The 17191-nt window shown below is 63.0% G+C and carries 19 protein-coding genes; 6 read left to right on the top strand and 13 right to left on the bottom strand.

Translation table 11 applies throughout. The annotated features are described in order from the left end of the window. Nucleotides 1-79: 79 nt before the first annotated feature. The 4 genes from CK226_RS21425 (at nt 80) to CK226_RS21410 (ending at nt 3095) form a co-directional block, all read left to right on the top strand. Nucleotides 80-544 (top strand): RidA family protein, encoded by a 465-nt coding sequence (locus tag CK226_RS21425; protein ID WP_095774330.1) that lies wholly within the window; start codon nt 80-82, stop codon nt 542-544. Between the two features lie 13 nt (nt 545-557). After that, nucleotides 558-1286 (top strand): glycerophosphodiester phosphodiesterase, encoded by a 729-nt coding sequence (locus CK226_RS21420; RefSeq protein ID WP_095793017.1) that lies wholly within the window; start codon nt 558-560, stop codon nt 1284-1286. Between the two features lie 55 nt (nt 1287-1341). Further along, complete coding sequence (locus CK226_RS21415; protein WP_095793016.1) at nt 1342-2556, top strand: GNAT family N-acetyltransferase; 1215 nt, start codon at nt 1342-1344, stop codon at nt 2554-2556. Between the two features lie 107 nt (nt 2557-2663). Next, entirely contained in the window at nt 2664-3095 is a 432-nt protein-coding gene (locus tag CK226_RS21410) for an HIT family protein (protein ID WP_095793118.1), read from the top strand. A 31-nt stretch (nt 3096-3126) separates the two neighbouring features. On the opposite strand, the gene CK226_RS21405 is transcribed toward CK226_RS21410, so the two are convergent. The 4 genes from CK226_RS21405 to CK226_RS21390 form a co-directional block, all read right to left on the bottom strand. Beyond that, nucleotides 3127-3747, bottom strand: a complete 621-nt coding sequence (locus CK226_RS21405; RefSeq protein WP_095793015.1) for a chloramphenicol phosphotransferase — start codon at nt 3745-3747, stop codon at nt 3127-3129. Between the two features lie 62 nt (nt 3748-3809). After that, nucleotides 3810-6278, bottom strand: a complete 2469-nt coding sequence (clpA, locus tag CK226_RS21400; RefSeq protein WP_095774326.1) for an ATP-dependent Clp protease ATP-binding subunit ClpA — start codon at nt 6276-6278, stop codon at nt 3810-3812. A gap of 6 nt (nt 6279-6284) precedes the next feature. Beyond that, a complete protein-coding gene (clpS, locus tag CK226_RS21395) occupies nt 6285-6614 on the bottom strand; it encodes an ATP-dependent Clp protease adapter ClpS (RefSeq protein WP_010909565.1) in 330 nt (109 codons plus the stop codon). Between the two features lie 279 nt (nt 6615-6893). After that, nucleotides 6894-7223: a phasin family protein gene (locus CK226_RS21390; protein WP_095774324.1), complete on the bottom strand. Its 330-nt coding sequence runs from the start codon at nt 7221-7223 to the stop codon at nt 6894-6896. A 284-nt stretch (nt 7224-7507) separates the two neighbouring features. On the opposite strand from CK226_RS21390, the gene CK226_RS21385 reads away from it, so the two are divergent. Then, nucleotides 7508-8947, top strand: coding sequence for a D-alanyl-D-alanine carboxypeptidase (locus tag CK226_RS21385; protein ID WP_095793014.1), 1440 nt, complete (start codon nt 7508-7510; stop codon nt 8945-8947). A gap of 46 nt (nt 8948-8993) precedes the next feature. Here the strand turns inward: CK226_RS21385 and CK226_RS21380 are convergent, their stop codons facing one another. The 3 genes from CK226_RS21380 to CK226_RS21370 all read right to left on the bottom strand — a co-directional run bounded on the left by CK226_RS21380 (nt 8994) and on the right by CK226_RS21370 (nt 11884). Beyond that, entirely contained in the window at nt 8994-9695 is a 702-nt protein-coding gene (locus CK226_RS21380; protein ID WP_095793013.1) for a DnaJ domain-containing protein, read from the bottom strand. Between the two features lie 276 nt (nt 9696-9971). After that, nucleotides 9972-10409: a DUF1489 family protein gene (locus CK226_RS21375; RefSeq protein WP_095774321.1), complete on the bottom strand. Its 438-nt coding sequence runs from the start codon at nt 10407-10409 to the stop codon at nt 9972-9974. A 71-nt stretch (nt 10410-10480) separates the two neighbouring features. Then, entirely contained in the window at nt 10481-11884 is a 1404-nt protein-coding gene (locus CK226_RS21370) for an L-serine ammonia-lyase (RefSeq protein ID WP_095793012.1), read from the bottom strand. Nucleotides 11885-12060: 176 nt separating this feature from the next. On the opposite strand from CK226_RS21370, the gene CK226_RS21365 reads away from it, so the two are divergent. After that, a complete protein-coding gene (locus CK226_RS21365) occupies nt 12061-12780 on the top strand; it encodes a DUF599 domain-containing protein (RefSeq protein ID WP_095793011.1) in 720 nt (239 codons plus the stop codon). Here CK226_RS21365 and CK226_RS21360 read toward each other — a convergent pair. The 6 genes from CK226_RS21360 to CK226_RS21335 all read right to left on the bottom strand — a co-directional run bounded on the left by CK226_RS21360 (nt 12753) and on the right by CK226_RS21335 (nt 17165). After that, nucleotides 12753-13550, bottom strand: coding sequence for a YdcF family protein (locus CK226_RS21360; protein WP_095793010.1), 798 nt, complete (start codon nt 13548-13550; stop codon nt 12753-12755). The genes CK226_RS21365 and CK226_RS21360 overlap by 28 nt on opposite strands. Nucleotides 13551-13578: 28 nt before the next feature. Next, nucleotides 13579-15144, bottom strand: a complete 1566-nt coding sequence (locus CK226_RS21355; RefSeq protein WP_095793009.1) for an amidase family protein — start codon at nt 15142-15144, stop codon at nt 13579-13581. Continuing rightward, nucleotides 15144-15599, bottom strand: coding sequence for a GNAT family N-acetyltransferase (locus tag CK226_RS21350; protein WP_095793008.1), 456 nt, complete (start codon nt 15597-15599; stop codon nt 15144-15146). The genes CK226_RS21355 and CK226_RS21350 overlap by 1 nt, the downstream gene beginning before the upstream one ends. Before the next feature lie 7 nt (nt 15600-15606). Continuing rightward, nucleotides 15607-15894 carry an Asp-tRNA(Asn)/Glu-tRNA(Gln) amidotransferase subunit GatC gene (gene gatC, locus CK226_RS21345; RefSeq protein WP_095793007.1) on the bottom strand — a complete coding sequence of 96 codons (288 nt, stop codon included), beginning with the start codon at nt 15892-15894 and terminating at the stop codon, nt 15607-15609. Nucleotides 15895-16016: 122 nt separating this feature from the next. Beyond that, nucleotides 16017-16433 carry a hypothetical protein gene (locus CK226_RS21340; protein WP_095793006.1) on the bottom strand — a complete coding sequence of 139 codons (417 nt, stop codon included), beginning with the start codon at nt 16431-16433 and terminating at the stop codon, nt 16017-16019. 24 nt (nt 16434-16457) lie between these two features. Then, nucleotides 16458-17165, bottom strand: coding sequence for a metal-dependent hydrolase (locus CK226_RS21335; RefSeq protein ID WP_095793117.1), 708 nt, complete (start codon nt 17163-17165; stop codon nt 16458-16460). Nucleotides 17166-17191 lie beyond the last annotated feature (26 nt).

Genomic DNA, 17191 nt, shown 5'->3' with positions numbered 1-17191 from the left:
AAAAGTCGTGGCGGAAGCGAGGCAAAAATAGCAATTTCGGCCCCGCCAGCGCGGCGCCTTCCAGCAATAGGGAAAAGCAATGAGTGAAACAATCGAAAAGCGGCTAAGCGATCTCGGCGTGACGCTTCCTGTCGCCGCCGCACCTGCCGCCAACTACGTCCCCTATTGCAGGTCGGGCACTCTGCTGTTCACCGCCGGGCAATTGCCGCTCAAGGACGGCAAGCTGCAGGCGAGCGGCCTGCTCGGCCGCGACGTCGACACGGCAGGCGGCAAGGACGCGGCGAAATACTGCGCGATCAACATTCTGGCGCAGGCCAAGGCCGCGCTCGGCGACCTGGAGAAGATCCGCCGGCTGGTGAAGATCACCGTCTTCGTTGCCTCTGCCCCCGACTTTGTCGAGCAGCATCTGGTTGCCAACGGCGCTTCCGATTTCCTGGTCGCCGCCCTTGGCGAGCGCGGCAAGCATGCCCGCTCCGCCGTCGGCACTGCCTCCCTGCCGCTTAATGCCGCAGTGGAAATCGAAGCCATCTTCGAAGTCGAATGAACGAAGGCCTGACATGACCGACCTATCCTGGCTGACTGCCCGGCCCGTTGCCCATCGCGGCTTCCACGACATGAACAAGACGCGCTGGGAGAACACGCTGTCCGCTTTCACCGCCGCGGCCGAACGCGGCTACGCCATCGAATGCGACGTGCATCTGTCGTCTGATGGCGTTCCCGTCATCATCCATGATGACGACCTGAAAAGGCTGACCGGAGAGGACGGTTTCGTCTGGCAGCGCAGCGCGGCCGAACTGACCGCGCTCAAGGTTGGCGGCACATCCGACCGTGTGCCGACGCTGCAGGAAGCGCTCGACCTCGTCGACGGCCGCGTGCCCATGGTCGTCGAGCTGAAAGGGGTTCCAGGCCGCGACGAAGGCCTGGTGGCGCGCGTCGGCAAAATGCTCAAGCGCTACAAGGGCAAGGCGGCGATCATGTCGTTCGATCACTGGCTGATCCGCGATTTCCCGAAACATGCAGCCGGCATTCCCGCTGGCCTGACCGCCTACGGCAAGGACCTCAAGCTGATCGAGGCGCATTTTTCGATGCTGGCGCATGAGTTATCCTTCACCTCCTACGCCGCCGGCGACCTGCCGAATCCGTTCGTCAGCTTCGTGCGTGAAAAGCTCAAAATGCCTGTCATCACCTGGACGGTGCATGATCAGCCCGCGATCGACTTGACCTTCAAATATGCTGATCAGATGACATTCGAAGGGTTCGAACCCGAGCTGGTCAAGGTCGCGTGAGTGGGGTGTCTGAAATGTGACTTGTAGCGGCCCGGATGGAGCTTAAATAAGCCTCATGGATCAGGGCGACGATGGCGACGGGCAAACTGCAAATGCGGACTATTCGATCCGTATCGCCGCAGGCATCGGCGCGTTCACCTGCGATGAGTGGAACGGCTTTGCGGGCACCACGCGCGGCGATGCGGAAAATGGTTATAACCCGCTCGTTTCATTCGCTTTTTTAAGCGCGCTGGAAGATTCCGGCTGCGCCGTGCGACGCACCGGCTGGCAGGGGCATCATTTGCGGCTGGAGACCGCGCAAGGCAGGCTGCTGGGCGCCGTCCCCTGCTATCTCAAATCGCACAGCCAGGGCGAATATGTGTTCGACCACGGCTGGTCTGACGCCTTCGAGCGCGCCGGCGGCCGCTATTATCCAAAACTGCAATGCGCCGTGCCGTTCACGCCGGTCACCGGTCCTCGCCTGCTGGTCGGCAAGGGCGAGGATCCGGATGCGGTGAAGGCCGGGCTTGCCGCTGGCCTCAAAATGGTGACCGACAAGCTCGGCGTGTCCTCGGCGCATGTCACCTTCGCGCGGGAGAGCGATGTCGCAACGCTCGGGGCCGCCGGTTTCCTGCACCGTACAGACCAGCAATTCCACTTCTTCAACGAAGGCTTTTCGACCTATGACGACTTTCTCGCCACGCTTGCCTCGCGCAAGCGCAAGGCGATGAAGAAGGAACGGCGCGAGGCGCTCGCCGATGGCATCACCATCGACTGGCTGACCGGCAAGGACCTGACGGAAAAGGCCTGGGACGACTTCTTCGCCTTCTACATGGACACCGGCAGCCGCAAATGGGGCCGCCCCTATCTGAACCGCCAGTTCTTCTCGCTGATCGGCGAACGCATGGCCGACGACATCCTGCTGGTGATGGCCAGGCGAAACGGGCGCTACATTGCCGGCGCCATCAATTTCATCGGCTCCGACGCGCTCTACGGCCGCAACTGGGGCTGCATCGAGGATCACCCCTTCCTGCATTTCGAGGTCTGTTATCACCAGGCCATCGACTTCGCCATCGAACGCAAGCTGAAGGTGGTCGAGGCGGGCGCCCAGGGGGAGCACAAGCTGACGCGCGGCTACCGGCCGGTTACGATGCATTCGGCCCACTACATTTCGCATCCCGGCTTGCGCAATGCGGTGGCCGACTATCTCCAGCGCGAGCGGCGCGAGGTGGAGCGGATGAGCGGCTATCTCGAAGAACACACGCCGTTTCGCAAGGATATCGAGGAGTAGCAGGCCTTCTGGCATGGCCGATCTCGCCCGATCGCCCGTCCCATCGTCTTGCCGGTCCGGGACAGCTTCGCTACACGGGACGCGAGGCACAATCCGGAGTGTTCGCCATGGCTGAAACCGCCTATGAGACCGACAACATCTTCGCCAGGATCCTGCGTGGAGAAATTCCCTCGCACCGCGTCTACGAAGACGACGCCGTCGTCGCCTTCATGGATGTGATGCCGCAAGGGCCCGGCCATACGCTGGTGGTGCCAAAAGCCCCGTCGCGCAATCTGCTCGACGCCAACCCGTCGACCTTCGGCCCGCTCTTCAACGTCGTCCAGAAAGTGGCGCGGGCAGTCAAGAAGGCGCATAATGCCGACGGCGTTACCATCCTGCAGTTCAACGAGCCGGCCTCCGGCCAGACCGTCTATCACCTGCACGTCCATGTCATTCCGCGTTTCGACGGCATCCCGTTGAAGCCGCATAGCGGCGTGATGGAGAAACCCGAAGTGCTTGCCGGGAATGCCGAGAAAATACGGGCGGCGCTGGGAAGTTGAGCCGCAACTCGTTTCGCGGGCAGGAGAAAGTCTAGCTGGCGGCTCGAGCCAACCGCTCGATCGCGCCCGGCTGGGCGCCATCACGCAGGCGCCGGCAGATCGCTTGGGCGCACTGTTCAGGGCTGAGGACCGAGGTGTCGACCTCAAGATCGTACACGCCCGGTCGATGCACCGCTTCCTGCCACAGACGCACGGGCAAAGGGGTGGCATCGCCCGAAGAGCCGGTGACATACCCCCTGCCCGCCTCGCTGGCGGCTCGCCTTTCCATGATGATTTCAATCGGACAGAGAACGCCGACAAACAGCACCGGCAGGCCGGCGAGACGGCGCGCGCAATCGGCCAGGCAATCGAGCGGCCTCGAATAGGCATCGTGATGGCCGACATCCGTCACGACGTTCAGCCCCAGCCGACTATGCGCCCCGATCGATTCGTAAAGGGCGGCATAAAGGCGTGGCACGAACGCTTCGAGGTCGGGGCGTTCGCCGCCGGGTCGCAGCCCTATTCCCGGGCGAAGTCGCGGCGGTATGATCTGGGCATAGCTGTCGACGCCCAGATTCATCCATGCGCCTTCGAAGCTTTCCTGAATGGCGCGAGCGATGCTCGATTTTCCCGACCGCGGCGCGCCGTTGAGGATGACGATCTGGCCGGGCATAGCTACCCCATTGCTCAAAATGAAAAAGCCCCGTTGCCGGGGCTTTTTCGGGTGCGTGCCGATCAGCCCTTGCGGGGCAGTTGCGGGACCAAGCTGCGCTTGCCGCCATCCTTGCCCTTGGGCTCCGGCTTCTGCGCCACGACCTTCTTGGCGGCTGGCTTCTTGGCCGCGGCCTTGCGCGGCTTCGGCGCGTCTTCCGGCTCTTCCTTCTTCGGCTTGACAGGCGCCTCGTCGGCCAGCGATTCGAGCTTCAGGCCGGTCTCGCCGGTTTCCTTCTTCTCGACGGTGACGCGCACCGTGCCGCCCTTCTTGAGCTTGCCGAACAGCACCTCGTCAGCCAGCGGCTTCTTGATGTGCTCCTGGATCACACGGCCGAGCGGCCGCGCGCCCATGCGCTCGTCATAGCCCTTGTCGGCCAGCCACGCGATCGCATCCGGCGACAGGTCGAAGGTGACGCCACGCTCGGAGAGCTGCGCCTCGAGCTGCATGACGAACTTCTGCACCACCTGATGGATGACCGGCACCGGCAGCGAACCGAACGGGATGATCGCATCAAGACGGTTGCGGAACTCCGGCGTGAACAGCCGGTTGATCGCCTCGACATCGTCGCCTTCGCGCTTGGTCGATCCGAAACCGATCGCCGCACGCTGCGCATCGGATGCGCCCGCATTGGTGGTCATGATCAGGATGACATTGCGGAAGTCGATCTGCTTGCCGTTGTGGTCGGTCAGCTTGCCGTGGTCCATCACCTGCAACAGGATGTTGAACAGGTCCGGATGCGCCTTCTCGACCTCGTCGAGCAGCAGCACGCAGTGCGGATGCTGGTCGACGCCGTCGGTGAGCAGGCCGCCCTGGTCGAAGCCGACATAGCCGGGAGGCGCGCCGATCAACCGCGAAACGGTGTGGCGTTCCATATATTCCGACATGTCGAAGCGGATCAGCTCGACGCCGAGCGAGGCAGCGAGTTGCTTGGCCACTTCCGTCTTGCCGACGCCGGTCGGACCCGAGAACAGATACGAGCCGATCGGCTTTTCCGGTTCGCGCAGGCCGGCACGGGCCAGCTTGATCGCCGAGGTCAGCGCCGTGATGGCGGTGTCCTGACCATAGACAACGCGCTTCAGCTCGATATCGAGGCCCTGCAGCACCTTCTCGTCATCGGCCGAAACCGTCTTCGGCGGGATGCGCGCCATAGTGGCGATCGTTGCTTCGATCTCCTTGATGCCGATGGTCTTCTTGCGCTTGGCTTCCGGCACCAGCATCTGCGAGGCACCGGTCTCGTCGATCACGTCGATCGCCTTGTCCGGCAGCTTGCGGTCGTTGATGTAGCGCGCCGACAACTCGACCGAGGCCTTGATCGCTTCGCTCGTGTAGCGGACCTTGTGGAACTCCTCGAAATAGGGCTTCAGGCCCTTCATGATCTCGATGGCATCCTCGATGGTCGGTTCGTTGACGTCGATCTTCTGGAAGCGCCGCACCAGAGCACGGTCCTTCTCGAAGAACTGGCGGAACTCCTTGTAGGTGGTCGAGCCGATGCAGCGGATCGCACCCGACGACAGAGCCGGCTTCAACAGGTTCGACGCGTCCATGGCGCCGCCCGAGGTGGCCCCTGCTCCGATCACCGTATGGATCTCGTCGATGAACAGCACCGCGCCCGGATAATCCTCGAGCTCCTTGACGACCTGCTTCAGCCGTTCCTCGAAATCGCCGCGGTAGCGCGTGCCGGCCAGCAACGTGCCCATGTCGAGAGCGAAGATGGTGGCGTTGTGCAGCACTTCGGGAACGTCGCCCTCGACGATGCGCTTGGCCAGACCTTCGGCGATCGCCGTCTTGCCGACCCCCGGGTCGCCGACATAGAGCGGGTTGTTCTTGGAGCGGCGGCACAGCACCTGGATGGTGCGGTTGATCTCCGACTCGCGGCCGATCAGCGGATCGATCTTGCCGGCCTTGGCCTTGTTGTTGAGGTTGACGCAATAAGCGGTCAGCGCATCCTGCTGCTGCTTTTTCTTGCCGCCTTCCTCCTGCGGCTCGGCGCCGTTCTGGCCGCCCTGCTCGTCATCGGCACCGCGCGGCGAGCGCGTCTCCGATGCGCCCGGACGCTTGGCGATGCCGTGCGAGATGTAGTTGACAGCGTCGTAGCGCGTCATCTGCTGTTCCTGCAGGAAATAGGCGGCGTGGCTTTCGCGCTCGGCGAAGATGGCGACGAGCACGTTGGCGCCCGACACTTCCTCGCGGCCGGACGACTGCACATGGATCACCGCGCGCTGGATGACGCGCTGGAAGCCGGCGGTCGGCTTGGAATCCTCGTCGTAGCCGGTGACCAGATTGTCGAGCTCGGTGTCGATATAGGTCAGAACAGTGTGCTTCAGCTCGTCGAGATCGACGTTGCAGGCGCGCATGACGGCGGCCGCCTCGGTGTCGTCGATCAACGCGAGCAGCAGATGTTCAAGGGTTGCGTATTCATGGTGCCGCTCATTGGCGAGCGTCAGCGCCTGGTGAAGCGCCTTTTCCAGGCCTTGGGAGAAAGCCGGCATGTTACCTCACTTCTTCTCCATCACGCATTGCAGCGGATGCTGATTCTGTCGGGCGAAATCCATGACCTGAGACACTTTGGTCTCGGCCACCTCGAATGTATAGACCCCGCACTCGCCCACTCCATGATTGTGAACATGAAGCATGATGCGTGTGGCGGCTTCGCGGTCCTTCTGGAAAAAACGCTCCAGCACGTGAACCACGAACTCCATTGGAGTGTAGTCGTCGTTGAGGATGAGGACCCGATAAAGGCTGGGCTTCTTGGTCTTGGTTTTGGTGCGCGTGATGACGGCCGTCCCGCGGCCGGCCTCATTGCCGTCGCCGCCGCCGTTTTGCATCCGCGCCACTTGTCTCATGGCAGTCAAACCGATCGTCACGTAGTCCTGCCTCTTTCGAATCCCCATGCGAGTTCAACATGTAGGTGTTCGATGGACGATTTTAAGCCCTTCTGGTTAGCTGACAATATGGCTAGGTGACCAAACTTGGCGGATTTTCGCAATCGTGAAGCGCCACGCCGCCGCAAACCGGAAATTAGCACGAAAAAACCCGGCCGCGTTTCCGCGACCGGGTTTTGCCCCAGGCCCAAAGGGGGCCGGATCTGAAACTATCGGCCGAAATTACTTCGCCTTGGCAACGATCGATTCGAACGGCTTGTAGGCTTCCTTGGCGAGTTCGGCGTAGAGATCGCCGATCTTGGTGGCCTCGGCGACGAACGCCTCGTAGGACTGCTTGGCGTAGTCGGACTGGATCTCGATCGCCTTGTCCAGCGACTTGGCCGAAAACAGCTTCTCGAAGGCGGCGCTGCCGGCTTCGAAGCTCTTCTTGGTGTATTCACCGGCTTCGGTGGCGATCGCCTGAGCGCCCTTGGAGAGCGAAGCGAAGCTCTTCAAACCGGTGTCGGCGAATTCCTTACCGTATTTGCTGAAGTCCTCATAGGTCTGGGTCATTTCACGATTCCCTTGACGGTTGAGGCGTCCTTCTTCGGGGCGCCCTTGTGCAATGCACTAGAGTATATTGTGCGCCGCACAAAAGTCAATATTTCGCCGGCGAGCGGCGCCGCCTGCGCAGGCAATGGCTAAAAATCAAATAAAGTGCGTTTCAAGCCCGAAGAAAATGGTGAACGCGGCGGTTACCATAAACGGATTGGTAACGCTGCCCCGTTAGCTTGGCTGAAAGTGAGGCAGGACCCTTTGCCGCCTCCAACGCAACGAAGAATTCAAGGGAAATATCAGTGCGTAAGGCGTTGTTGGGCATCGTTTCCAAATCCACCTCCCCCCTCAAAGCGATGATGGTCTTCGCCCTGGCGATGACGTTCGTTTGCGCCGACGTTGCCTCCTCGCTGGCAGCACGGCCGGCCGCCATCGTCGTGGACGCCAAGACGGGCAAGGTGCTCTACTCCGCGGATGCCAACGGCAGGCGCTATCCGGCGTCGCTGACCAAGATGATGACGCTTTATCTGACCTTCGAAGCGATGGCGAAGGGCAAGATCAGCCGGAACACGCCTGTCGTGTTTTCCGCCAAGGCCTCCGCCGAAGCGCCGACGAAACTCGGCGTGAAGCCGGGCGGTTCGGTCTCGGTCGAAACCGCGATCCTGTCGATCGTCACCAAGTCCGCGAACGACTCGGCCACCGCACTTGGTGAAATGATTGGCGGCGATGAAACCACTTTTGCCCGCATGATGACCGCCAAGGCGCGGCAGCTCGGCATGAACGGCACCGTCTTCCGCAACGCCAACGGCCTGCCCGACCCTGGCCAGTTCACCACCGCGCGCGACATGGCGACGCTCGGCATCGCGCTCAGGGAGCATTTCCCCCAGTATTATGGCTACTTCTCGCAGCGTTCCTTTCTCTATGGCCGCCAGCGCATCAATGGCCACAACCGTCTGCTCGGACGCATCAAGGGCGTCGACGGCATCAAGACCGGCTACACCCGCGCCTCCGGCTTCAACCTCGTTTCATCCGTGGCCGACGGCAACCGTCGCCTCGTCGCCGTTGTCATGGGCGGCACGTCGGGCGGCAGCCGCGACAACCAGATGGCATCGTTGATCAACACCTACCTGCCGAGGGCCTCGACCCGCGGCGGCGGTGACCTGGTCGCCAAGGCCGACGGCAGCAACCCGATCAAGGCCCTTGCCAAGGTTCTCCTGCCCAAGCACGACGCGCCGACCCCGGACGAGAAGCCGGTCGCGGTGGCCAGCGCCGATGACGCCGTCGCCGACGACGCAACGGTTGCCGAGGATGACACCGCCGACAGCAATGCCCAGGCCGAAGCGCCCACGCTGGTCGCCCCGGCAAAGAAGGTGAAGACGGTCATCGTCTCCGCCCCCAAGGTCGCCACGGCGCAGGTCGTGGCCGCCTATGCCGAGCCGACGCAGGCCGCCGAGCCGGCGTCAAGCGTCGATCCGGTCAACACCGCTTCGGTGCCGTCGGGCTGGGCCATCCAAGTCGCCTCTTCACCGAAGCAGTCGGAAGCCCAGGCCGTCCTCGACAAGACCAGCAAGCAAGCACCAAAAGCGCTGGCGGATGCTTCCGGCTTCACCGTCGCGTTCGACAAGGACGGCGTCACATACTACCGCGCCCGTTTCGGCGGCTTTGGCTCGAAAGACGCCGCCTGGAAGGCCTGTACCGCTTTGAAGAAGAAGAAAATCGAGTGCTACGCCGTCCAGCAGTAGGGCGGCGTGGAAGCATCTCCCGGAAAATTTTTTGCGTCGAAGGAGACTAGTTGTGATTGGAGAGCAAGACGTCCTTGGCTTCGTTGATTCGCGCCGCCAGGAAAGACGTGCCGCCGATATCGGGGTGCAGGCGCTGCATCAGGCGGCGGTGCGCCTTGCGGACATCCGCCGCGGCGGCCCCCGCTTCAAGACCAAGGACCTTGTAGGCCTCCTCCTTAGTCATGGCGCCCGGACCTGGCGCAACACCCAGCCCTTCGCCACCGTTCGTCTCAGTGTTTTTGCGCCAGACGGGAAATCTGCCGTCAAGATACGCCTCTAGCAGCTGGCGGCTCTCCGCATCGGCGGAGAGTTCGCGGTAGAGATGCTGCAACTCCGCAAGGCCCATAGCGCCAAGCATCTTGCCGTCATGGCGGCCGGCCAGAACCAGCCCTTCGAGGCCGCCGGTATCGTGATCCAGCTCCATTTCGAGCGCTGCCGTCCGCACCGTTGAGCGTTTTCCCGGCGCCGGCCTGGCATCAGGCCGGTTCGTGCGCGTGGCGGCATACCAGCCGATCGCCACGAACAGCATGATGCTGCCGATTCCGCTTCGGCCGACCAGAAGCACGGCGGTGCCTACCAGCGCCAGCAGGATCGGTCCCAGTGTTCTCATGCCGGTTGCCAGCCGGGCCGGATCGGCCCGCAGGAAGGCCGAGGCTATGCCCAGGAGCACCAGCAGCAATGCGACCAGACCGATAATTGCTGCTAACATTTCCCACCGCCCCGCAGATGCCCTGTCCGCCTGGACAGCCGCGTGATGTCATCCAACACTTTTTCTGCGCCGGAATGATGGCTTTCACCTGGACAGGACGAGAACCGCCACGCGGGCTGGCTCTCCAGCCCATTGGCCCTTGTCGGCTTCGTCAGCTTTTCATTGCGCATGAATTTCAAGATGTGGCGTTGTCGCGCCGCTTGCAAGTCCAGTGCGAAGCAAGATGGAGGGCCAGAAAAGCCCGCGCCAAAACAGGCAGCGCCTGCGTGCGACGGCCTACAGCAAGCCGAGATCGGCAAGCTCGCGCCTGAGTTTCGGCGGCATCTCGACCAGTCCCGCCTTGCCTTTGCCGAGATCAGGTGGTGCATCCGACGGTTTCAAATAGCGCCAACCCTGGAAGGCCCGGCGCGGCTGCCAGTCGGTGCGCACGACATGCGGATCAAGCATAAGGTGGCAGCGACCGATGCCCTCGTCGTCAATGAACGGCCGGATCTCGGTGATCAGCTGCCGGCATTGCACATTGCCCTTGATCACCCAGTAGAGCGAACCGCCATCGGTGATCTCGGCGCCACGCGTGGGCACCATGCGGGTGGTGTGCCAGTGTTCGGCCGGCTCGCCGGCCCGGCGCCGTTCGTCGAGACGGAACTCGATCCATTCCTCGAGATCCTCGACGCTGTCGCAGCCGACGCACAGTTTTAGGAGATTGAGAGCCATTCGCTAAGGTTAGTCCGGAGCGCCGGGACGTCAACGGCATGAAGGGGCTTCTCCACAGTGGCCAGCGTTGCTCAGCACTCCACGACATTGACGGCGAGACCGCCGAGGCTGGTTTCCTTGTACTTCTCGTTCATGTCGAGCCCGGTCTGGCGCATGGTCTCGATCGCCGCGTCGAGCGGCACGAAATGGACGCCGTCGCCCTTGATCGCCAGCGACGCGGCCGTCACCGCCTTGACCGCGCCGAGCGCATTGCGCTCGATGCACGGCACCTGGACCAGCCCGCCGACCGGATCGCAAGTCATGCCGAGATGGTGTTCGAGCGCGATTTCGGCGGCATTCTCGACCTGCTCGGGCGTGCCGCCCATGACGGCGCACAGGCCGGCCGCGGCCATCGCCGAGGCGGATCCGACCTCGCCCTGACAGCCGACCTCGGCGCCCGAGATCGACGCATTGGTCTTGATGATGCCGCCGACGGCGGCAGCCGTCAGCAGGAAGTCGCGAATGCTGGGCTGGTCGGCCTCGGGATGGAAATGCAGCCAGTAGCGCAGCACTGCCGGCAGCGTGCCGGCCGCCCCGTTGGTCGGTGCGGTGACGACGCGGCCGCCGGCGGCATTCTCCTCGTTGACCGCCATGGCGTAGATCGACAGCCAGTCATTGGCGAGCAGCGGATTTGGACGATTCTGCTGCCACTGTTCCTGCAGCTTGTCGTGCAACTGCCGGGCCCGGCGCCGCACCTTCAGCCCGCCCGGCATGATGCCGTCCTGCGACAGGCCACGGTCGATACAGCTCTTCATCGCCCCCCAGATGGCGTCGAGGCCGGCGTCAAGGTCCTCGCGCGACATCTGCGTTTCCTCGTTGACGCGCTTCATCTCGGCGATGGAAAGCCCGCTCTTGGCCGCCATCTTGAGCATCTCGACGGCGTTCTTGAAGGGATAAGGCACTTTCTTGCCTTCCGATGTCACCGACCCCTTGGCCTTCATGCGCTGCAGCTCTTCTTCCGACACCACGAAGCCGCCGCCGATCGAATAGTAGATGCGCTTGAGCAGCAGGCGTCCGCCGGCGTCATAGGCATGGAACGCCATGCCGTTGGCGTGGCCGGCAAGCGGTGTCTTGCGGTCGAGCACCAGATCCGTGGCCGGGTCGAAATGATAGGACGGGTGACCTGGCGGTGAAATCATCTTGTCGGCGGTGATGCGGCCGATGATGCCGTCGGCCTGGTCCGGATCGACCGTCTGCGGGGTCTGGCCGGCAAGGCCGAGGATGACGGCGCGGTCGCTGCCATGGCCGATGCCCGTATAGGCGAGCGAGCCATGCAGGCTGGCGCCGATGCGGGCGACCTTGGCGCCGGCGGGACGCGGCCAGTCGTCGCCCGCGACCTCGTCGAGAAACCGCCGCGCGGCCGTCATCGGCCCCATCGTGTGCGAGCTCGAGGGGCCGATGCCGATCTTGAACAGGTCGAAAACCGAAAGGAACACACTGTCTCCTGGAGTCGCGTCGAGGATCCTACATATAGGAATTCCACGGAATGTTTCCGCTCTTTTGACGGTCGCGGCGCAGCACCTGCCGACCTTGTTTGCTCCGGCAGCGACATTGCTGCCGATCGCGGGAGCAGGCATCGAAGCAACCACGCTGGATGTGATAAATTCAGCCCATGGGCGATTCCTTCTATCTTTCGATGGCTGATTTCGGGGCGCTGGCCTTCTTCCTGATCGCGTGGCTGCTGCACACGCTCGCCTCGGACGGCAAGCTGGTCAGCCGCATGTCGCTGACGACGGCGATGAATGCGCAACGCGGGGCTTGGATGCGCACCATGGCCGAGCGTGAAATCCGCATCGTCGACACCGCCATCATGAGCGGTCTGCAGCAGGGAACCGCCTTCTTTGCCTCCAGTTCATTGATCGCGCTCGGCGGCTGCTTTGCCTTGCTCGGCGCGTCCGACCGGGTGCTGGAAGTGCTGAGCAACCTGCCGCTCGGCGGGGCGCCATCGCGCCCGGCCTTTCAGATCAAGGTGCTGGGACTGGTGCTGATCCTCGCCTTCGCCTTCTTCAAATTCGGCTGGGCCTACCGGCTGTTCAACTATTGCTCGATCCTGATCGGCGCGGTGCCGATCCCGCATGGCGAAGCCTCGCGCAATCCGGTCACGGAAACCGCGGTGTGGCGCGCGGCGCAGATGAACATGCTGGCCGGCAAGCATTTCAACTCTGGCCTGCGCGGCGTGTTCTTCTCGATCGGCTATCTCGGCTGGTTCGTCGATCCGGTGGTGTTCGTCCTGTCGACGCTTCTGCTGCTTGCCGTGCTGGTGCGGCGCCAGTTCTTCTCGGCGGCGCGGCGCGCCGTCATCGGTCAGCCGCCCGGTCCTGGGAAAGGCTGATCGATGCGGCCGGAAAGCCAATAGGCGAAAAGCCCGATCCATTCGCGGAGCGCTATGGTGGTGTTCTGCACGGAATCAATCGCATTGTCGCGAAACAAGCCGACACCTTCCTTGCCGGAAGTGTGATAATCGACCGGCCATGGGATGGTTGGAAAACCAGCCTTGTCGAACAGCGCCTTGGCCCGCGGCATATGGAAGGCGGAGGTCACCAGCAGCCAGGTCTCGCCCGGCTTCGGGTCGACAAGTTTGCGGCTGAAGACGGCATTTTCATAGGTGTTGCGGGACTTGTCCTCCAGGACAAGACGATCGGCCGATACACCGAGCGGAACGAGCAGGCGGGACGCGGTGTCGGCGTCCCCCTCGGCGTCGATGAAAAACGCGCCGTGACCGCCTGATACAACCACCTTGGCCTGTGGGAAGCGCCGGGCGAGGATTGCGGCCTCGACCATGCGATCGCCACTGCTGCTCAGTTCATAGCCGCCACGCGCGAAGTTGATGGCGCCCTCGAAGCCGCCGCCGAGCACGACGATGCCGTCAACCTTTTGCGGCAGCGGCGGGCGCGCAAAGCGCTCCTCCAGCGGGTTGAGCATCATCGCCCCAAGCGACGTCCAGGTTGAGAGCGCCAGGATCAGAAACGCCAGGACACTGCCGGTGACGGCCAGCCGCCGCCGGCCGATCAGCCCGGCGATCAACCCGGCCAGAAGCAGGAAAATCGTCAGGTTGAGCGGCTGGATGAAGAACCAGAAGACCTTGGAAAGAAGAAAGAACATCGCTCACCCCTTCAGATGATCGATACCCTTACCACCACTTCTCAGGCTGAAATGTGCCAGCCGCCTGCTCGATGACGGCGGCAGTCTGGAACAGCGTCTCTTCCTCGAACGGCCGGCCGATGAGCTGCAGCCCGAGCGGCAGCCCCTTGGGGTCCAGGCCGGCAGGCACGGCGATGCCCGGCAGGCCGGCCATGTTCACGGTGACCGTGAAAATGTCGTTGAGGTACATTTTCACCGGATCGGCGGCCATGTCCTCATCCGCGATGCCGAAGGCGGCGGACGGCGTCGCCGGGGTCAGGATGACATCGACGCCGGCGGCGAACACATTTTCGAAGTCGCGCTTGATCAAATTGCGCACCTTCTGCGCCTGCAGGTAGTAGGCGTCGTAATAGCCTGCCGACAGCACATAGGTGCCGATCATGATGCGGCGCTTGACCTCGCGGCCGAAACCGGCGGCGCGGGTCTTTTCATACATCTCGACAATGTCCTTGCCCGGCACGCGCAGGCCGTAGCGGACGCCGTCATAGCGCGCCAGGTTGGACGAAGCCTCGGCGGGCGCCACGATGTAGTAGGCCGGCAGCGCGTACTTCGTATGCGGCAGGGAAATGTCGACGATCTCGGCGCCGGCATCCCTGAGCCAGGCAATCCCCTTCTGCCACAGCGCCTCGATCTCTTCCGGCATGCCGTCGACGCGGTATTCCTTGGGAATGCCGACCTTCATGCCCTTGATCGGCTTGCCGATCGCAGCCTCGTAGTCCGGCACCGGCCGGTCGACGGAAGTGGTGTCCTTCGGATCGACCGAGGCCATCGACCTGAGCAGGATCGCGGCGTCGCGCACGTCGCGCGCGATCGGGCCGGCCTGGTCGAGCGACGAGGCGAAGGCGACGATGCCCCAGCGCGAGCAGCGGCCATAGGTCGGCTTGATGCCGACGGTGCCGGTGAAGGCGGCCGGCTGGCGGATCGAGCCGCCCGTATCAGTCGCCGTCGCGCCGGCGCACAGGAACGCCGAGACGGCGGTCGCCGAGCCGCCGGAAGAGCCGCCTGGCACCAACTGCGCATTGTCCAGGGTGCGCTGGGTTTTCGTACCGCCGGCCGTCACGAAGCCGCCATCGCCCTGATGCGTCGTTGGCATCACCACCGTGTCGAGCCGCGAACGCCGCCACGGGTTGATGACCGGGCCATAATAGGACGTCTCGTTGGACGAGCCCATGGCGAACTCATCCATGTTGAGCTTGCCGAGCATGACCGCGCCATCCGCCCACAGATTGGCGGTGACGGTCGATTCGTAACGTGGCTTGAAGCCGTCGAGCACATGGCTGCAGGCCTGGGTGTGGACGCCTTCGGTGCCGAACAAATCCTTGATGCCCAGCGGAATGCCTTCCAGCGCACCGCCCTCGCCCTTGACCAGCCTGGCGTCGGACGCCTTGGCCATGTCACGCGCTCTGTCGCCGGTCACCGCGACATAGGCATTGAGCGCCGGATTGGCGCGATCGATCGCCGAGAGATAGGCCTCGGTGATCTCGGTCGCGGTGATTTCCTTGCCGCGCAGCTTGGCGCGGGCCTGCGAAATCGTCAGTCTGGTCAGGTCGCTCATCAAAGGCTCTTTTCGTAAAACACCGACCACTTGGAATCGGGATAATCCAGCACCGGGCCGCAGCGCGAAAATCCGGCACGTTCATAGACGGTCCAGGCGGCGGGGTGGCGGTCGCCCGTCTCCAGCACCAGCCGCTTCAGTCCTTCCTGCCTCGCCAGTGCCTCGACGCGCTCAACGATGCTGGCGCCGATTTTCTGGCCGCGATGCGAAGGCCGCGTATACATGCGCTTGACCTCGCCAATGGCATCGCCATGGCGCTTCAACGCGCCACAACCGATGGCGATGCCATTGTCGCGGGCGATGAAAACGGTCGTGTCCTGGCCGGCCATCTGCTCCACCGTCAGATGATAGCAGTGCTCCGGCGGCGTCAATTCGAGCAAGGTCTCGTTGAGCTCCTTGACCAGGCCGCGCACATCGTCCTGCAACGGTGTCTCGATGGCGATCTCGATTGCCATCGACGCGTTACTCCACGACCTTCGGCACGAGGAAGAAATTCTCTTCGGTCGCCGGCGCATTGGCGACGATGTCGGCCGCCTTGCTGCCGTCGGTGACGACGTCCTGGCGCTTCTTCATCTCCATCGGCGTCACCGAGGTCATCGGCTCGACGCCGGAGACATCGACCTCGTTCAGTTGCTCGACGAAGCCCAGTATGGCGTTCAGTTCGCCGGTCATGCGTTCAGCATCTTCCTCGCTCACCGCAATGCGGGCGAGACGCGCGACGCGCTTCACAGTCTGAAGATCAACGGACATAGATTTGCCTCGGGGAAAACCAGTCCGGGCTATAGCGGCGCCGCGCGCGCGGCGCAACATGCATCATGCGAGAGACCAGGCGTGATGGCGGCCTGGTCTCGGCCATCGGTCCAAGGACAGGTCTATGGCAAGGCAACGCCCTCGCACAGATAATAGCTGCCGCTGTTGCCGCTCGCTTCGCTTTCGTCATCGATTGGCCGGACCGATACGAGATCGATCTGCGTCGGGCTGATCCGCGTCACCGACAGGACATCGGGAAAGACATAGCCCGGTTCCTGGCAGATGGCCGTCACCGCCCAGTTCGGCGAGCGTGTCGCCTTGCTGACCTGAACGAATTCGCAATTATATTCAACGCCCTGCAGGCCATGCACGGAAAGCACGACGTTGCCGGCATCGATCAGCGTCTGCAGCGTGTCCTTCCTGGCCTGCGTGCAAAGCTCCTCGGACTGCAGGTAAACGCCTTCGATGAAGTCATCCGCGGCGAGCGCGGGCGATGCCGCGACAAACATCGACACACAAAGAGATCGCCCCAACACCATGGATTTGTTCCGCTTTGGTTGTTTCTAGATCGTGATCGTTTCACCGATTTTCGGCAACGCGACCTTCACACCGGACCCTTCGAGGCCGGCCTCGAATTTCTCGGACGTCGGATCGATCATCGGAAACGTGCCGAAATGGCAAGGGACGACCGTGTCGAACTTGAAGAAGCGCCGACAGGCAAGAGCCGCCACCGCGCCGCCCATGGTGAAACGATCCCCGATCGGCACGATGCCGATCTTCGGCTCATGCAATTCGTTGATCAGCGCCATGTCGGAAAAGATGTCGGTATCGCCCATATGGTAGAGCGTCGGGTCTTCCGGGAAATGCAGGACCAGCCCGCCCGGATTGCCGAGATAGACGTTCTTGCCGCCGTCTTCGCCAAACGAGGAAGAGTGCAGCGCCTCGACGAAAGTGGTGGTGAAGCCGCCGCAATCGACCGTGCCGCCGATATTGCCGGGATTGATCTTGCTGCCGTCGGCGCCCTTGCCGACCAGATACATGCAGATCTCGAAATTGGCGACCAGCTGCGCGCCGCTCTTGCCGAGCACTTCCAGCGCGCCGCTGATGTGGTCGCTGTGTCCATGCGTCAGCAGGACATGCGTGATCCCTTCCGCCGGCCCTTCCCAGCCGCCCGTCCAGGACGGGTTGCCGATCAGATAGGGGTCGATGAGGATCTTGGCGTCGCCGGTTTCGATACGGAAGGCCGAATGGCCGTACCAGGTCAGTTTCATGAAATGCATTCCTCGATTATTGCCGG

It is taken from the genome of Mesorhizobium sp. WSM4311 (genome assembly GCF_002295115.1).
Taxonomy (GTDB): Bacteria; Pseudomonadota; Alphaproteobacteria; order Rhizobiales; family Rhizobiaceae; genus Mesorhizobium.
This window is presented reverse-complemented; position numbering and strand designations above follow the sequence as displayed.

What these genes read in the sequence shown, in the direction of transcription:
- CK226_RS21425 (WP_095774330.1), top strand. Translation starts at nt 80, where the DNA reads ATGAGTGAAACAATCGAAAAGCGGCTAAGCGATCTCGGCGTGACGCTT.
- CK226_RS21420 (WP_095793017.1), top strand. Translation starts at nt 558, where the DNA reads ATGACCGACCTATCCTGGCTGACTGCCCGGCCCGTTGCCCATCGCGGC.
- CK226_RS21415 (WP_095793016.1), top strand. Translation starts at nt 1,342, where the DNA reads ATGGATCAGGGCGACGATGGCGACGGGCAAACTGCAAATGCGGACTAT.
- CK226_RS21410 (WP_095793118.1), top strand. Translation starts at nt 2,664, where the DNA reads ATGGCTGAAACCGCCTATGAGACCGACAACATCTTCGCCAGGATCCTG.
- CK226_RS21405 (WP_095793015.1), bottom strand. Translation starts at nt 3,747, where the DNA reads ATGCCCGGCCAGATCGTCATCCTCAACGGCGCGCCGCGGTCGGGAAAA.
- clpA (WP_095774326.1), bottom strand. Translation starts at nt 6,278, where the DNA reads ATGCCGGCTTTCTCCCAAGGCCTGGAAAAGGCGCTTCACCAGGCGCTG.
- clpS (WP_010909565.1), bottom strand. Translation starts at nt 6,614, where the DNA reads ATGCAAAACGGCGGCGGCGACGGCAATGAGGCCGGCCGCGGGACGGCC.
- CK226_RS21390 (WP_095774324.1), bottom strand. Translation starts at nt 7,223, where the DNA reads ATGACCCAGACCTATGAGGACTTCAGCAAATACGGTAAGGAATTCGCC.
- CK226_RS21380 (WP_095793013.1), bottom strand. Translation starts at nt 9,695, where the DNA reads ATGTTAGCAGCAATTATCGGTCTGGTCGCATTGCTGCTGGTGCTCCTG.
- CK226_RS21375 (WP_095774321.1), bottom strand. Translation starts at nt 10,409, where the DNA reads ATGGCTCTCAATCTCCTAAAACTGTGCGTCGGCTGCGACAGCGTCGAG.
- CK226_RS21365 (WP_095793011.1), top strand. Translation starts at nt 12,061, where the DNA reads ATGGGCGATTCCTTCTATCTTTCGATGGCTGATTTCGGGGCGCTGGCC.
- CK226_RS21360 (WP_095793010.1), bottom strand. Translation starts at nt 13,550, where the DNA reads ATGTTCTTTCTTCTTTCCAAGGTCTTCTGGTTCTTCATCCAGCCGCTC.
- CK226_RS21355 (WP_095793009.1), bottom strand. Translation starts at nt 15,144, where the DNA reads ATGAGCGACCTGACCAGACTGACGATTTCGCAGGCCCGCGCCAAGCTG.
- CK226_RS21350 (WP_095793008.1), bottom strand. Translation starts at nt 15,599, where the DNA reads ATGGCAATCGAGATCGCCATCGAGACACCGTTGCAGGACGATGTGCGC.
- gatC (WP_095793007.1), bottom strand. Translation starts at nt 15,894, where the DNA reads ATGTCCGTTGATCTTCAGACTGTGAAGCGCGTCGCGCGTCTCGCCCGC.
- CK226_RS21340 (WP_095793006.1), bottom strand. Translation starts at nt 16,433, where the DNA reads ATGGTGTTGGGGCGATCTCTTTGTGTGTCGATGTTTGTCGCGGCATCG.
- CK226_RS21335 (WP_095793117.1), bottom strand. Translation starts at nt 17,165, where the DNA reads ATGAAACTGACCTGGTACGGCCATTCGGCCTTCCGTATCGAAACCGGC.